Origin of the sequence: Brasilonema sennae CENA114 (assembly GCF_006968745.1) — a bacterium.
Lineage (GTDB): Bacteria > Cyanobacteriota > Cyanobacteriia > Cyanobacteriales > Nostocaceae > Brasilonema > Brasilonema sennae.
The window spans coordinates 7,153,388-7,168,230 of sequence record NZ_CP030118.1; the positions used below are offsets into that span (position 1 = coordinate 7,153,388).

16 protein-coding genes and 1 pseudogene are annotated in these 14,843 nt (G+C 40.1%); 7 read left to right on the top strand and 10 right to left on the bottom strand.

Annotated elements, in window-relative coordinates:
- Positions 1–487 precede the first annotated feature (487 nt).
- The 4 genes from DP114_RS29755 to DP114_RS29770 form a co-directional block, all read right to left on the bottom strand.
- Positions 488–1,222, bottom strand: coding sequence for a DUF1995 family protein (locus DP114_RS29755; protein WP_171977838.1), 735 nt, complete (start codon positions 1,220–1,222; stop codon positions 488–490).
- Positions 1,223–1,373: 151 nt separating this feature from the next.
- Positions 1,374–2,543 (bottom strand): cysteine desulfurase family protein, encoded by a 1,170-nt coding sequence (locus tag DP114_RS29760; RefSeq protein ID WP_169267336.1) that lies wholly within the window; start codon positions 2,541–2,543, stop codon positions 1,374–1,376.
- 363 nt (positions 2,544–2,906) lie between these two features.
- Positions 2,907–3,146, bottom strand: coding sequence for a hypothetical protein (locus DP114_RS29765; protein WP_169267335.1), 240 nt, complete (start codon positions 3,144–3,146; stop codon positions 2,907–2,909).
- A gap of 394 nt (positions 3,147–3,540) precedes the next feature.
- A complete protein-coding gene (locus DP114_RS29770; protein WP_246162881.1) occupies positions 3,541–4,152 on the bottom strand; it encodes a response regulator in 612 nt (203 codons plus the stop codon).
- A gap of 179 nt (positions 4,153–4,331) precedes the next feature.
- On the opposite strand from DP114_RS29770, the gene DP114_RS29775 reads away from it, so the two are divergent.
- Positions 4,332–4,556, top strand: a complete 225-nt coding sequence (locus tag DP114_RS29775; RefSeq protein ID WP_169267334.1) for a bromodomain-containing protein — start codon at positions 4,332–4,334, stop codon at positions 4,554–4,556.
- Between the two features lie 140 nt (positions 4,557–4,696).
- Here the strand turns inward: DP114_RS29775 and DP114_RS29780 are convergent, their stop codons facing one another.
- Positions 4,697–4,864, bottom strand: a complete 168-nt coding sequence (locus tag DP114_RS29780; protein WP_246162884.1) for a hypothetical protein — start codon at positions 4,862–4,864, stop codon at positions 4,697–4,699.
- A gap of 229 nt (positions 4,865–5,093) precedes the next feature.
- On the opposite strand from DP114_RS29780, the gene DP114_RS35470 reads away from it, so the two are divergent.
- Together DP114_RS35470 and DP114_RS29785 are read left to right on the top strand one after the other, a co-directional pair.
- Entirely contained in the window at positions 5,094–5,327 is a 234-nt protein-coding gene (locus tag DP114_RS35470; RefSeq protein WP_246162886.1) for a helix-turn-helix domain-containing protein, read from the top strand.
- Complete coding sequence (locus DP114_RS29785) at positions 5,320–5,781, top strand: RNA-guided endonuclease InsQ/TnpB family protein (protein ID WP_246162888.1); 462 nt, start codon at positions 5,320–5,322, stop codon at positions 5,779–5,781. The genes DP114_RS35470 and DP114_RS29785 overlap by 8 nt, the downstream gene beginning before the upstream one ends.
- Before the next feature lie 161 nt (positions 5,782–5,942).
- Here the strand turns inward: DP114_RS29785 and DP114_RS29790 are convergent, their stop codons facing one another.
- Positions 5,943–6,452 (bottom strand): pentapeptide repeat-containing protein, encoded by a 510-nt coding sequence (locus DP114_RS29790; protein WP_169267075.1) that lies wholly within the window; start codon positions 6,450–6,452, stop codon positions 5,943–5,945.
- A 616-nt stretch (positions 6,453–7,068) separates the two neighbouring features.
- Between DP114_RS29790 and DP114_RS29795 the strand changes: the two genes are divergently transcribed.
- The 3 genes from DP114_RS29795 (at position 7,069) to DP114_RS29805 (ending at position 10,486) form a co-directional block, all read left to right on the top strand.
- Positions 7,069–8,448, top strand: a complete 1,380-nt coding sequence (locus DP114_RS29795) for a phospholipase D-like domain-containing protein (RefSeq protein ID WP_171977839.1) — start codon at positions 7,069–7,071, stop codon at positions 8,446–8,448.
- A gap of 254 nt (positions 8,449–8,702) precedes the next feature.
- A complete protein-coding gene (locus DP114_RS29800) occupies positions 8,703–9,785 on the top strand; it encodes a DUF262 domain-containing protein (protein ID WP_169267073.1) in 1,083 nt (360 codons plus the stop codon).
- Positions 9,782–10,486, top strand: coding sequence for an MAE_28990/MAE_18760 family HEPN-like nuclease (locus tag DP114_RS29805; protein WP_246162890.1), 705 nt, complete (start codon positions 9,782–9,784; stop codon positions 10,484–10,486). Before DP114_RS29800 ends, DP114_RS29805 begins: the two co-directional genes overlap by 4 nt.
- A gap of 193 nt (positions 10,487–10,679) precedes the next feature.
- Here DP114_RS29805 and DP114_RS29810 read toward each other — a convergent pair whose 3' ends face one another.
- The 4 genes and pseudogenes from DP114_RS29810 to DP114_RS29825 all read right to left on the bottom strand — a co-directional run bounded on the left by DP114_RS29810 (position 10,680) and on the right by DP114_RS29825 (position 12,653).
- Positions 10,680–11,339, bottom strand: a complete 660-nt coding sequence (locus DP114_RS29810) for a restriction endonuclease subunit R (RefSeq protein WP_171977840.1) — start codon at positions 11,337–11,339, stop codon at positions 10,680–10,682.
- Positions 11,340–11,351: 12 nt separating this feature from the next.
- Positions 11,352–11,672, bottom strand: coding sequence for a helix-turn-helix domain-containing transcriptional regulator (locus tag DP114_RS29815; protein WP_171977841.1), 321 nt, complete (start codon positions 11,670–11,672; stop codon positions 11,352–11,354).
- Positions 11,644–11,947, bottom strand: a pseudogene (locus DP114_RS36455) (type II toxin-antitoxin system RelE/ParE family toxin); the annotation flags it as partial. The gene DP114_RS29815 and the pseudogene DP114_RS36455, both read right to left, overlap by 29 nt.
- 550 nt (positions 11,948–12,497) lie before the next feature.
- Positions 12,498–12,653: a hypothetical protein gene (locus DP114_RS29825; RefSeq protein WP_172195341.1), complete on the bottom strand. Its 156-nt coding sequence runs from the start codon at positions 12,651–12,653 to the stop codon at positions 12,498–12,500.
- 198 nt (positions 12,654–12,851) lie between these two features.
- Between DP114_RS29825 and acs the strand changes: the two genes are divergently transcribed.
- Entirely contained in the window at positions 12,852–14,822 is a 1,971-nt protein-coding gene (gene acs, locus DP114_RS29830) for an acetate--CoA ligase (protein WP_171977842.1), read from the top strand.
- The last annotated feature ends 21 nt before the right edge of the window (positions 14,823–14,843 follow it).

Below are 14,843 nucleotides of genomic sequence, written 5' to 3' on the forward strand. Positions count from 1 at the left end.
AAGACGAAATATGAGAAATTTATATGACAAGCTTAGAGATTTTATTGCCAGAGCTTCTTGTTATACATTTGTTGATTTAGTCTGCAAGTTATTGAAGTAATTGATGAAAATCAGTCCTTATATTTCACAGAAAAATCAATACTTTTTAATATTTTTACATGAGAATTTATATTAACTAGTTGCTCATTCCATTACCTGTTTGAATGTCATTCAAACAGATAAATCAATACAAATTAAGCGTAATATAGATTCATCATTTCAGACTTAAACAATAGTCAAAGAAAAGGTTAAATTTAGTTTAAAGTTATAAAGTATTTGAGCTAAATAAGCTACAATGATAATAAGAATAATTATTATTTGTTCTAATTATTGATTTTCAGTTCACTGTTTGCCTGGGACAAAAAACCTTGGGTTATTGCGATCTGCCTTTGGCAGCAGTGCTAGCCCCGCTGCGGAGCGTAGCCGTGCCGCAGGCATAAGGAACAAATCAATTCCTCAACGCTCGTAAGAAACGTTGCAAACCTTTAAACAAATTGGGCTTTTTCGCAGATGAAGCATCTACTGTAGCTGACTTAGACTGTGCCTTCGCTAAAATTGCATCCAACTCGTCACCAGATGGCTTTTGCGGAGATTCGGAAATCTTTTGATACTCATCGCTCTTTTGCAGCCAAACTTCCCATACCCCAGGGTAAGAGCGAAATACAGCACTCTCGTCATCAATGGGACGGAGATAATAGCAAGATTCTATTGTTTTGATGAAACGCTCACGTACTTGACGCGCAGTATAACCAATGCCCACTACCCCTAAATCTTCTAAACGAGGATTTAATATCACTATTGGGCGATCGCCCGCCAATTGAGCGATCTTTTCCACCTCTAAAACTTCTACCACAGTCGGACCAATAAGAAAGAAAATTTCATCCTCTGGTTCAATTTTGTCCTCCATAGATAATTTTCCTGTACCAATATCAAAAATCTTAAACGACACATCAGCCCAATCACGCTTCGCAAGCGCTGCACCACCAGCATCTGGAAAGAAAACTTTCAAGCCAGAACCGTATTCTTCAAAAAGTGGCATAAATTGCTCTGCCACAAGCATAGGTTTGAGTTCTGGAATCAGTATTTCAACTTGTAAGCGCTTATATCCATCTGCAAGTGCTGCTTTGGTTGCTTCACCGGCTTGAACAATTGCATCTTCAAGAGAGTTTGGAAGTTGAGTCATACTAAATAATTTTTGATTTTGAATTTTTAGATTTTAAGCGCATCCTCGACGCAGATAAACTATCAGTTATCAGTTATCAGTTATCAGTTACCAGTTATCAGTTATCAGTTATCACTGTTCACTGTTCACTGTTTACTGTTCACTGATTTAACTAACGACTAACAATCAATTCTACAGGTGATAGTCGCTGCAAAACTTGCCTTAACACCATTGCTACCCAATCGACATCAGCTTCTGTTGTTTCGCGCCCTAGTGTCATGCGGATAGCTCCCAATGCCACGTTTTCTGGATAGCCCATTGCTAATAATATGGGACTAGGGCTGAGTTTACCACTATGACAAGCAGCACCAGCACTGATACCAATGCCAGCTAAATTCATTTGTCGTACTAAAGTTTTGCCACTGAGTTTTTGTCCATCAGCGTGTTCTAAGCAAAAACTGACATGGTGAGGTAAGCGGTGCGTGCGTTCGCCAGTGGGGAGTAAACCAGGAATGTCAGCTAACTGGGCAAACAGGCGATCGCGTAACTTGATTAACCGAGGTGTTTCTGTTGGCAATTCTTGATCTGCCAATTCTGCTGCAACCCCAAACCCCGCGATAATGGGTACTGCTTGCGTTCCAGAACGTAGTCGTCTTTCTTGTCCCCCACCACCCAGTAAAGGAACCAACTCTACACGAGGATGCACATACAACGCCCCAACACCTTGTGGACCATAAATTTTGTGACTAGAAATGCTGAGTAAATCTACGGGCAGATTTTTCACATCTATAGGTAAGCGCCCTGCCACTTGTACAGCATCTGTATGGAACAAAACACCTGCACGACGAGCTATATTTCCTAATTCTTCAATTGGTTGTAATGTCCCAACTTCACTTTGACCGTAAATAACCGAGACCAACACGGTATTATCTTGTAACGCTGCTTTCAAATCTAGGGGGTTTACTCTTGCTTTGGCATCCACGCTTAAGCGAGTCACTTGCCAACCCCACAACTCCAACAAACGTACTGGTTCGGCCACAGCAGAATGTTCAACATTGGAAATAATCATGTGTTGGGGCTTGGCATACAAATGGGCAACTCCCATAATCGCCAAATTGTCTGCTTCAGTACCACCAGAAGTAAAGATAATAGATTCAGGATCAGGTGCGTTTATTAAACCAGCCACCTGCATTCTTGCTTGTTCCACAACCGTTGCTGCCCGTTGTCCCCACTCATGCAAGCTAGAGGGGTTACCCCAATCTTGAGTTAAGACTGCTTGCATTGCGGCTATTGCTTCTGGGCGAGTGGGAGTAGTTGCGCTGTAATCTAAATAAATTTGCATAACCTATAAGGTGAGAAAACACGCTCTTGCAACGGGTTATTTCTATTTTCAGACTATATAATAGTTAGTCTGCTAAATTCTTATAACTTTTTAAATGATAGTCATCCTATTTTATTTGTGAAAATAAAAAGGTTAAGATTCCCGACTTCTTTGAGAAGTCGGGAATCTTGTTGTTGACGTAAGCGCAAGCGCACGTCAAGAGGGCATTAGCGGTGCAAGAGGGTGTCGCTTTGCGATGATCGCGTCTGCGCAGGAGATAGGCGTAGCGTGTCCCACAATACTTTATCTTTTTAAGCATTAAGGAAATCTTAAATGCTCTACTTCTAGGTACAGGCTTTGATTTCCCATAACAGAAGCCATCCACTATGCTAAACGTGCTTGAGCTAAATCACGTATTAACGCAGTTCTGGAGTAAAGGTAGGCGCTTACGCTGCTAGTCTCCTCACCGCTGAGCACTATCAACCTATCAAGTTCCCCCAACAATTGCTTAACCAAATCCGCATCATTTAATCTGAGCAGAACATTGGTGTGAGTCTGTTCAACGACAGACCATACCTGACGTAAGGTTGAGACATTAATGCCCTTGCCTTTTTTATTATCCATGATCAATACCTATTATTTTTAATAATTTCTTTATATTTTACCAGAAAAATGGATTTTGACAAAATGCAAGTATTTATACTTATTATTCAAGATTACAGTTAGTGCAACTATACAGCCTCAGGCTTGACAGACAAAGGTTACAGCTTTAAGTGGTATAGGAATCCGGTTTTATTTGGTGAGACCAGTGCTTGATGAGGGTTTCCGCTCTCACGGCATCTGGTGAGTAAGCACGCTGCGGGAGGGGAGCCAGTGCGTTATTTACATTCTGTTACATAGTACGGTTTATTCACGCCTACCTACTTAACTGGTAACTGGTAACTGATAACTGATAAAAGTGTACCTGGCTGAGTAAAAATCAAATAGGAATTATATAGAACAAAGCCAGGTATTGCAGCTAGGCAACATTAAAACTAAATTTTGTTCCATAATTTTCTAGCTCAACTTTACTATTACTGCAACTGCTCTTGAGGGAAGCCTTTTCAGCAAGCTTTGAAACAAGGATAATTAATTCATCTGGATCAAATGGCTTTTTGATGTGTATAGAAAACCCTTGCTGCAGAGCCAGTTTACGTGCTTCATCTGAGGCTTGTCCTGTCAAAGCTATGGCAGGAATATGTCTTACGTGTTCACTGAGGTTTCTAACAGAACGAATCAGCGAATAACCGTCACAGTTTGGCATAGCGATATCGCTGATCAAAATATCGGGGTTGAACCACATCATGACTTGAAGCGCTTCAGTAACTGATGTTGCCAGAATTACTTCTATCTTGTATTCTTCAAGAATGAACTTGATCAAATCCAGATTATCAACATCGTCATCTACTACCAGCACTCGCAAACCGTTTAGGAATTCCAACTCATCCATGTACCTAGACACTTTTTCGTTTTTCGACAAACATTGTTGCACCTCGCTTATCCGGTTGCAAGGGAAAAGCGAAACGAACTTAGCTTCAATGAAGTCTGTAGTTCCTACTGTATAGTTTGGCAAAGGTTGGGAACTATTCATTAAAAAAATCCTGTAAATATTAAGAAATTATTAACTTTCTACACAATACTTTACTATTCGATGTATGTATCTCCTCTATCTTTAGGATGATATTATGTTTTTAACTCTACCCGGCGCTAGAGTCGTTCGGTTCAGTAATTCAGATTAAATGCAGATGAGCGTTAAGGGATTGCTTGCTCATGGGCTTTAAGTACAAATGGAAAAATGGCTCTATGCCAAGTCGCGATCAAGCGGCACGTAGTCAATATCTTCTGGATCAGCAACAGTTTCACAATGAACAAGACCGGAACTTAGCAGAGGAACATGCTCGTAAGCATTTAGGTGTACCTACACGGATTCCAGACGATGAGCGTTCCATACTGCCTCAGGCTGCTCCTAATGGAAGCGAGGTAAACCAGTTGTAATTTCCTTGTTGTTGTTTACCGTTGACACCATTAGAAAAAAGGTTGTCCATTCTCTGGGCAGCCTATAAGTTTATTATTTAGGAAGGCGCAAAGATTAACAATTAATCCGACACGTGAGCTTGTCCTAAGTAGTCAATAAACTAGACAATCATTGTCATTTGTTGACAATTGTCCCCCGTCTCCTCTAACAACTCATCTACAAGTTCTCTAAGCCGTTCTTGCCAGTTGGGGATGGCTTTTAGCTTTTCTCTAACACCTCTTCTTACCGCGAAACACAACGGAGACTTGTCAAATGGTTCGGCGTTCAAAGATTTTGCACCAAGTTTATTATTTTTCTGGAATGGCAGATAGGAACCTTGTATATGTTCTTATATTGACATATGGCACAAGTGTTGAGGTGACGCATTGGGACAAAGAAATAAGGCTTGCCTTATTACAACGAATACTCGTGGGTGCTGACAAATTAACAGACCATAGCAAGCGTTATTTCTCCAGTCATTCCCCCGGTGAACAATTTACAGTGAGCGGAGTCGAACTGTGCTTTTATCCATCAAGACTAAGTTAAAATTAACGCCTGCCCAAAAAACCATAATGGCCAAGCATGCAGGTATTGCAAGATTTACCTTTAATTGGGGCTTGGCGACTTGGAAAAACTTATATGATCATGGATTCAAGCCAAATAAATTCCTCCTTAAGAAGTTCTTTAATAATGAGGTAAAAACTCAACTGGAATGGATTAAGGAGAAAGGAATTTGTCAAACGATTGTCTAAAGCTCATTCTCGGAAAAAGAAAGGCAGTAACAACCGTTATAAGTCAAAAATCAAATTAGCGAAACATCATAACCGAGTAGCAAACATTCGCAAAGATTCACTTGACAAGGTCACCCACTACTTATGCAAAAACCACGCGCTTGTAGTGGTGGAAGACCTAAATGTTTCCGGTATGATGTCTAATCACAAACTAGCTCAATCCATTGCCGATTGTGGATTTTACGAATTTAAGCGCCAGCTTGAATACAAGTGCAAGAAGTTTGGAAGCAAGCTAGTTTTGGCGTCTAGGTGGTATCCATCTTCTAAAACTTGTAGTAATTGCGGCTGCAAGAAAGAATCCTTATCGTTGGGTGAACGTGTCTATTCATGTGAACATTGTGGGCACGTAATGGACAGGGATTTGAATGCCGCAATCAACTTGAGCCACTGCTCGACTAGAGTTCCCCCGGCTTAAAGCGTGTGGCGTATCGCGCAGGGCTTTGGCGTGAATGCTTTCTGAGGGATAACCGCTCCCATGCTCCCTATGAAGAAAGAAGTAAATGTCTAGACTTGTCTAGGTTTTATATAGCAGAATTGTACTTGCAATTTCCCTTATGTGAATTTCCAGCTGTAAGTCTAGTCGTGAATAGTACCGTCGGGCATGATTGCCCCGGTTAGGATTGCTCCTGTTAAATTGACTTTGAACATGAGCGCTTCTTTCAGGTTAGCTCTGGTTAAATTAGCGCCAGTTAAATCTGTCTTTAGAAGAACAGCTCTGGATAAATCAGCTTCAACCAAGCTAGCCCAACTCAGATTACTTCTAGTAAAGTTTGCGTCTTGAAGATTACTTTGATATAAAATCGCTCTACTAAGATTGGCTCTACTCAAGTCGGCTCTAATCAACACAGCCATTGATAGCATTGCTGCAATCAGGTTTGCCGCGTTAAGGTTAGCTTCTGTGAAGTCAGCACAGGTTAAGTCTGTTCGATGGAGAATTGCCCAACTCAAATCAGCACCTGTAAAATCCGATTCGCGGAGATTTGCTTGAGTTAAACAAACCTCACTTAAATTTGCTCCTTTAAGAAAAGTTTGACTAAAATCTCTCTGCCCTGCGATATAACGTTTTACCAGTTCCAAAGCGTTCATGTCTCCTGCAATTAGCCCAGAAATCCTCGAATAACTAGCTGTTACCTGTCAGGCAAAAAACTGGATTTTTTGCCCTTATAACCGATTCAACAAATTAAGTTATGACATTTGGGGCGATGAATACCAACCTGAGGGCAGAACTTTTTTAACCACAAATAGTGGATTATCTCTGCTTTTCTCTTAACAAAGTTAAATTCGACTCGACGTAAAGAGCTTCTATTTGTGACAACGATAAGCGCAAACATAGTGTCTTTTCATCTTTAACTTTTCTTTACTTTTCTTATTAATTGTTTATTAAGTATATATGCTTTCGGAACCTAACTAAAGTCTGATTTGAGTATTTTTACTAAAAATGTGAAAGTATTACTAAGACTAATGGTTTTAATCTGGGATGAAACACTAGACAAAATGCAAACGCCTTTGCAGCAAAAGTTACACTCCTGGTGTCGGGGTGTAGGTAGTTCATTTTAAATTTGGTGCAATTTTTGTGATAAAAACAAATTAACTTCCGTAAGAGCCGTATTGTTATGGCTTTTTTTTAAAAGAATACTGGTAAAAGATATCACTCAATCTTAAAACTGAGTAAAAACGACGCGCTACACTTTTTTATTATTTAATGAAACTCCTATTAGATTTGATGACTTCTGATAAACAAAATTTTAAAGTTGTTAGAAGGACGAGCTTTATATTACCTATCTTTCTTATCGGGATTGTTTTAGTTAACGTCCTCAAATTTTCACCAAAGACAAAACTTGTTCAACCTTTACCTCAAGACTCTGCTGTAAAAGTCTATTTCAATCAAAATTTAGCGTCTTCCTATGAAGATCCATACCGTCACTTTAACCGCAAGGGAGACAATTTAGAACAGCAAATTATCGAGGCGATAAACCAAGCAAACTCAACTGTGGATTTAGCAGTGATGGAGTTTCGGCTTCCGAAAGTTGCTGAAGCGCTAACAGTTGCTCGCAAACGCGGAGTAAAAGTGAGAGTATTAATAGATAATAAGTACAATAAAAGTTTAGATAAATATACACAAGCAGAAATTCCCCGGATGAATCGGCATGATAAGCAAGCGTATGAAGAATTAAAGCGATATCCTGCTGATCCTTTGGCTATATTGCACTCATCTGGAATTGAAATCAAAGATGATAGATCTAACAATGCCAAAAAAGGCAGTGGACTTATGCATCATAAATTTGTCGTTGTAGATGGAACGACAACTATTATTTCTAGCGGTAATCTGACAACATCCGATATGCATGGAGATTTTGGAAATCTTGACAGCCGTGGTAATCCCAACAATATGGTTGTTGTTCCTAATAACTTTCAACTTGCCAAAACTTTTACTGATGAATTTAACTATATGTGGCAGGGATTATTCAAATCCTATAAGCCACAAAGATCTCCTGTAACAATTCCAGTTGGGCTAGGAACTATCACCGTCAATTTTTCGCCAGCTAGAAGCAAAAAAGATGATATAACAAGAACTAGTAATGGAATGATTGCCTCTTATTTAGAGCAAGCTAAAAAGAGCGTACATATTGCGGTATTTGTTTTTTCCGATCAAAAGATTAGTGACACTCTTGGTAGTGTGCATGATCAAGGTGTTGAAGATATAAAAGTTTTGATAGATCCGGATTTTTTTAGACAAACTTACTCCAAAGCATACGATGCAATGGGTGTTTGTCCTCGTTTAGGTAAGAAACGTAGCTTAATTACAGTGAAACCTTGGAAGCATCCAATTACTACTGTTGGTTTTCCGACTGGTTTAATGGGCGATCGCGCAGTTCATAGTAAAATGGCAATCTTAGATGACACATTGGTGATCACTGGTAGTCACAACTGGTCTAATGCCGGGAACTATTTGAACGATGAAACTTTAATAGCTATACAAAATCCCATCGTAGCAGCGCATTACGAGCAAGAGTTTAGTCGGCTGTATGGAACGGCAAAGGTGGGGTTGAAAACTTTGTCATCAGCTCAAAAGTGTCAATGAGGTTTTGTTAAATAAATCTAAAGCGTGTTCCTATATCCTCCGCACACGCACTCGCGTTCGGGACTCACAAAGCAGCATGTCGCTTTGGAACTCAGCAGCTTTCCAAAAGAGGGTGCGTGATGTTACACTAGGGCGCTATCATACCAGGATTTTATTTGCGGCTTTGTGTGAGCTTTTCATGCTCTAAATCAGTCACACCAAGCGTTAAACTCCTCTAGCATAGAGCAAAACTCATGACCCAAGGTTAATAAAATATGCGCTCAAAGCCAGAAATAACGCAGCAGAGGCAAGAAGCTGCGGAAGTAGAACTCCGGGAAAAGCAAAAACCAGTTGATTACGACACAAAAGAGTATCCTATCGAAATTCTGGTTCAGAAGTACATGGATGGAATAGACGAGGATGTCAATGAACTGTTTATACCAGACTACCAACGAGAAATGGCTTGGGATGAAGACAGGCAATCAAAGTTTATTGAGTCTGTACTTCTAGGCTTGCCGATACCATACATTTTTGTAGCTGATGTCCGTGGTGATGAACAAGATGAAGCACGTTTAGAAATTATAGATGGTTCACAACGCATTCGCACTTTAGCAAGATTTTTGAACAATCAACTGACTTTAGATAAATTAGAGAAATTAAAAAAGCTTAATGGCTTTACCTTTGAGGATTTACCACTCGCCCGTCAGAGACGCTTTAAACGAAGCACACTTCGCATGATCCAACTCAGTGAAGAAGCAGATGAAGAAGTGCGAAGGGATTTGTTTGAAAGAATTAACACAGGTAGCGTTGAACTTAACAAGATGGAAAAGCGCAGAGGAATCTTACGTGGACCATTCTTGGATCTGATTGAGGAATTATCCAAAAATTCTAAGTTCCGTCATTTATGCTTATTCTCTAATAAAGCTATTAACAGCCGTGAGCCTCAAGAATATATTTTGCGTTTCTTTGCTTTTTTGAATAACTATCAAAAGTATGGAAGTGAGGTGAATTCCTTTCTCAATGAATTTCTGGAAAGATATAACAAAGATAAAGAACTAAATACAGATGACATGCGAACGGAATTTGAATTGATGATACATTTTGTGGAAAAATATTTTCCCAATGGATTTCGACAGGGAAAAAAACTGGATAAAACTACTACTCGCATTAAATTTGAATCTTTAGCAGCTGGTAGTACTCTAGCATTAAGAGAAAAAAAAGACTTAATACCAAAATCAACAGAATGGATAAATTCCGAAGAGTATAAAAAATATACAAGTTCTGATGCTAGTAGCTCAAAAAATAAAGTAATTCGGCGTATAGAATATGTACGTGAACAACTACTAGTAAAATCGTGAATACTGTACTCTTAGACTTTAAGACTCGCGTCCAAGAAGTGGACGGTTACTTCATTTTTTTAGAAAGCTTGATTAAAGAAAAAGCTAAGTTAGCTTTTTTCGACAGTGATGGTGAATACCAATTAAAAAACCTTGATTCAGAATTAGTAAAAACTCTCAAAGCAAATGGTTTTTTATTGCTTTATAACTTAGTTGAATCTACTATGCGAAACGCTATTGAAGCAATCTACGATGAATTTCGTAGTACAGGAGTTTGTTTTGATAAAATAAAACCTAAGATCAGAATAACTATACTTCAAAGTGTGCAAAATTTTTTTAAAAATGATTCTGCTAAAAATCTTCATTCAAAAATCACTCAAATCTCTATCGACATAATCACAGCTACATTTGAACGGGAAAAAATTTTTTCAGGGAATGTGGATGCAAAGGTGATTAGAGACATAGCAGATAAATATGGTTTTTCACATTGTACTGATTGCTCTCAAACCAAGAACGGGCAAAATCTTTTAGTTGTGAGAGAAATCAGAAATGATTTAGCACATGGGATTAAGTCATTTGAGGAAGTAGGACGTGACAAGACTATAGACGATCTCTTAGAAATCAAGAAAGAGGTTATAGAATATTTACGCCAAATTTTACAAAACATCCAAAAATATCTAGATAATAAAGAATATCTAGATTTAAGTGTATGCAATTCATAGGAATATTACCTTACATATAGATTGCTCATTTAATTCCAAAACAGACAATTTTGTTGTCGTTTCAAATCTACAGAAAGATGCTTTTGTCGTTATAATTTATGACATAAGCTCATTTCTATAAAGCTTTCTAATCTAGAATTTAAAATATAGAATATAAAATTCAAAATTGTAAGACGCAGTTCTCGGTTAATTTCTATTCATTTTTACCACCTTGAAAATTCTCTAACTGACAAATCGCTTTCATAACCTGCAACAACTGAATTGATTCATCAGTATTAATCAGGCTCACTTCTGGCATCAGCTGATAAACTGGGGGATTACCTTGTCTCAAATAGACAAACAGATAATTACGTCCATTGGTTACTAGCCCCCACACTGATGTTTGTTGCTCTAAACTCTTGAAAGCATAGGTAAGTAATTGCGGTAAGCCCTCAAATACATCTACCGAACTATTTTTCGTCTCAATCACTAAAATCCAAAAAGGTGGCGCAGTCAAGGCTTGAGCGTTGTTGACTGCTAAAATATCCATCCGTCCTCGGATGCTTGTATCCTCATCTTCAATGGCGATCGCTATCACATCTTCCATCGTCAAGCGGATTGGAATATCGTAGAATCCAGCCGCTCGCATCAAAGGTGCTAGCGTCAAAAATTTAACCAAACCTTCAGAGATTTTGCCTGCGGCGAGATAACGCCGTAAGTCATTCCTAATTTTCAATAAATCCTGCGGTTCAAAATCCGTGAGAGGATCTAAAGTTAGGAAGTCTGTGAATAAGCCGATAGGCTCTTCTTGCAATTTCAGCAGACGATGAACATCGTTGAGGGATAAGCTGCTGGGTTCTACTGTAATTGGCATGGCTACTGGATATTAATCTTTGAGGGAAATGGCAATCCGAAAACCTAGTGCATCAAGAAACTCAATTAGAGTGTGAATTTCAGTACCTCCAGTTTCTGCGAGTATCTTGTCTAATTTTTCATAGTGCTGTTTGGCTGCTTCGGAGAGATTATCAGATAGCACACGCGCATTCACAACATCTTTCAGTGCTGAACGTAGCAGTTCGGAGTCATAACCTTCTTCATCTAATTCCAACATAACCGCAATATATGCAGCAGCATGTTCTGAGTCTTTGAGAGATGAAATTAAATATTCTTTGTAATTTCTACTTGTTGGTGTTTTCACTTCTTTCATAATCTCTCCAGTATTCTGTAGCTATAAGAATGTCTTGTTCTTGAGTACTTTTGTCGCCACCACACAAAAGGAGTATTATTGTTAAACCTATTTGACCAAAATAAACGCGATATCCTGGACCATAGTTAATTTTAAGTTCACAAACACCTTGTCCCACTGAGCGATAGTTACCCAAATTACCTAATGCAACCTGGCTGTTGCCTCTTTTCTATTTTGACTTTGGCTCTAAGATCCCGCATAGAATCTAACCACACTGCAAAAGGTTCTCTGCCGTCTGCTGAAGCCTCTTTTCTATTTTGACTTTGGCTCTAAGATCCCGCATAGAATCTAACCACACTGCAAAAGGTTCTCTGCCGTCTGCTGAAGCCTCTTTTCTATTTTGACTTTGGCTCTAAGATCCCGCATAGAATCTAACCACACTGCAAAAGGTTCTCTGCCGTCTGCTGAAGCCTCTTTTCTATTTTGACTTTGGCTCTAAGATCCCGCATAGAATCTAACCACACTGCAAAAGGTTCTCTGCCGTCTGCTGAAGCCTCTTTTCTATTTTGACTTTGGCTCTAAGATCCCGCATAGAATCTAACCACACTGCAAAAGGTTCTCTGCCGTCTGCTGAAGCCTCTTTTCTATTTTGACTTTGGCTCTAAGATCCCGCATAGAATCTAACCACACTGCAAAAGGTTCTCTGCCGTCTGCTGAAGCCTCTTTTCTATTTTGACTTTGGCTCTAAGATCCCGCATAGAATCTAACCACACTGCAAAAGGTTCTCTGCCGTCTGCTGAAGCCTCTTTTCTATTTTGACTTTGGCTCTAAGATCCCGCATAGAATCTAACCACACTGCAAAAGGTTCTCTGCCGTCTGCTGAAGCCTCTTTTCTATTTTGACTTTGGCTCTAAGATCCCGCATAGAATCTAACCACACTGCAAAAGGTTCTCTGCCGTCTGCTGTGATGTAGTTCTTAATTTCTTTGGGTTGTGCCTCCATAAGGTTATTGTAAGCTTGTAATGAATTTTGTTTAGCGTGTTGTCAAATAGGTTCTCAACGCCCACTTTTTGTGGCTATATATAAAGTTATTTTGCAATTGCCCCATATCTTAACGAAAATCAAAACACTTTCTCGTAAATCTGCGTACACAATAGTTTTCAGTAGTATTCAGTCACATCACCAATTACAAAAACAATCATGTCCCAAGTAACGATAGAATCAATCCTTCAAGAAAAGCGTCTATTTCATCCCAGCCCTGAATTTTCCCAAAAAGCCCAAATCAAAAGCTTGGAAGAATACCAGCAACTTTACGACAAAGCAAAAGCTAATCCCCAAGAATTCTGGGCGGAGTTAGCAGAACAAGAGTTGCACTGGTTCCAAAAGTGGGACACAATTCTAGACTGGCAACCGCCGTTTGCTAAGTGGTTTGTCAATGGTAAGATTAATATTTCTTACAACTGTCTTGACAGACACCTCACCACATGGCGTAAAAATAAAGCTGCGATTATTTGGGAAGGAGAACCAGGTGACTCGCGTACTCTCACTTATGCTCAACTTCATCGGGAAGTTTGTCAGTTTGCGAATACACTCAAGCAACTGGGAGTCAAAAAAGGAGATACGGTTGGCATTTATATGCCAATGATTCCGGAAGCGGCGATCGCCATGTTAGCCTGTGCCAGAATCGGCGCACCTCACAGTGTTGTTTTTGGTGGTTTTAGTGCAGAAGCTTTGCGCGACAGACTTATAGATGCTCAAGCAAAACTCGTCGTCACTGCTGATGGTGGTTGGCGTAAGGATGCGATCGTCCCTCTCAAAGAACAAGTAGACAAAGCTTTGGCTGATGGCGCTGTTCCCAGTGTCGAAAACGTTGTGGTAGTCCAGCGTACACGTCAAGAAATTCACATGGAATCAGGACGTGATCAATGGTGGCATGATTTGCAAAAGAATGTCTCTGCTGATTGTCCCGCCGAACCAATGGACAGTGAAGATATGCTGTTCATTCTCTACACTTCCGGCAGCACTGGCAAACCGAAAGGTGTTGTACACACAACAGCTGGTTATAACTTATACGCTCACATGACCACCAAATGGATTTTTGACCTACAAGACACAGATGTATATTGGTGTACTGCTGACGTAGGTTGGATTACGGGACATAGCTACATTGTTTATGGTCCTCTTTCTAATGGTGCAACAACGGTGATGTATGAAGGTGCGGCTCGTGCCTCTAACCCAGGCTGTACCTGGGACATTATTGAGAAATACGGCGTCAATATATTTTATACTGCGCCAACTGCAATTCGTGCCTTTATCAAGATGGGCGAACACCTGCCGAAAGCGCGAAATCTGTCTTCTTTACGTTTGCTAGGAACCGTAGGCGAACCAATTAACCCAGAAGCTTGGATGTGGTATCACAAAGTGATTGGTGGTGAACGCTGTCCGATTGTTGATACTTGGTGGCAAACGGAAACTGGCGGTATCATGATTACACCGTTACCAGGAGCAATTTCCACAAAACCCGGTTCTGCAACTCGTCCTTTCCCTGGAATCCTAGCCGATGTGGCGGATTTAGAAGGTAATTCTGTAGGTGACAATGAAGGCGGTTACCTTATCGTGCGGCATCCTTGGCCTGGTATGATGCGAACAGTATACGGTGATCCTGACCGGTTCCGCCGCACTTACTGGGAACACATCCCCCCGAAAGATGGGCAATATGTCTACTTTGCTGGAGATGGAGCAAGACGCGATCAAGACGGTTACTTCTGGGTTATGGGGCGTGTTGATGATGTTATTAATATATCAGGTCACCGTCTCGGTACAATGGAAGTAGAATCAGCCCTTGTGTCTCATCCAGCAGTAGCTGAAGCTGCTGTGGTCGGTAAGCCAGATGACCTCAAAGGAGAAGACATAGTAGCTTTTGTGACTTTAGAAGGCGATCGCAATCCTAGTGAAGAACTGAGTAAAGAACTCAAGCAACACGTTGTAAAGGAAATTGGGGCGATCGCCCGCCCTGGAGAAATTCGCTTTACCGATGCTTTGCCCAAAACTCGTTCTGGTAAGATTATGCGCCGCTTGTTGCGGAATCTGGCTGCTGGGCAAGAAGTTTCGGGTGATACGTCTACTTTAGAGGATAGGGGGGTTTTGGATAAACTGCGCGAAGGTGCTTAAGGAACAGATTTCTTGCATTAT

Coding starts and splice junctions, on each gene's coding strand:
- DP114_RS29755 (WP_171977838.1), bottom strand. CDS start 1,222: ATGACTCAACTTCCAAACTCTCTTGAAGATGCAATTGTTCAAGCCGGT.
- DP114_RS29760 (WP_169267336.1), bottom strand. CDS start 2,543: ATGCAAATTTATTTAGATTACAGCGCAACTACTCCCACTCGCCCAGAA.
- DP114_RS29765 (WP_169267335.1), bottom strand. CDS start 3,146: ATGGATAATAAAAAAGGCAAGGGCATTAATGTCTCAACCTTACGTCAG.
- DP114_RS29770 (WP_246162881.1), bottom strand. CDS start 4,152: ATGAATAGTTCCCAACCTTTGCCAAACTATACAGTAGGAACTACAGAC.
- DP114_RS29775 (WP_169267334.1), top strand. CDS start 4,332: ATGGGCTTTAAGTACAAATGGAAAAATGGCTCTATGCCAAGTCGCGAT.
- DP114_RS29790 (WP_169267075.1), bottom strand. CDS start 6,452: ATGAACGCTTTGGAACTGGTAAAACGTTATATCGCAGGGCAGAGAGAT.
- DP114_RS29795 (WP_171977839.1), top strand. CDS start 7,069: ATGAAACTCCTATTAGATTTGATGACTTCTGATAAACAAAATTTTAAA.
- DP114_RS29800 (WP_169267073.1), top strand. CDS start 8,703: ATGCGCTCAAAGCCAGAAATAACGCAGCAGAGGCAAGAAGCTGCGGAA.
- DP114_RS29810 (WP_171977840.1), bottom strand. CDS start 11,339: ATGCCAATTACAGTAGAACCCAGCAGCTTATCCCTCAACGATGTTCAT.
- DP114_RS29815 (WP_171977841.1), bottom strand. CDS start 11,672: ATGAAAGAAGTGAAAACACCAACAAGTAGAAATTACAAAGAATATTTA.
- DP114_RS29825 (WP_172195341.1), bottom strand. CDS start 12,653: ATGGAGGCACAACCCAAAGAAATTAAGAACTACATCACAGCAGACGGC.
- acs (WP_171977842.1), top strand. CDS start 12,852: ATGTCCCAAGTAACGATAGAATCAATCCTTCAAGAAAAGCGTCTATTT.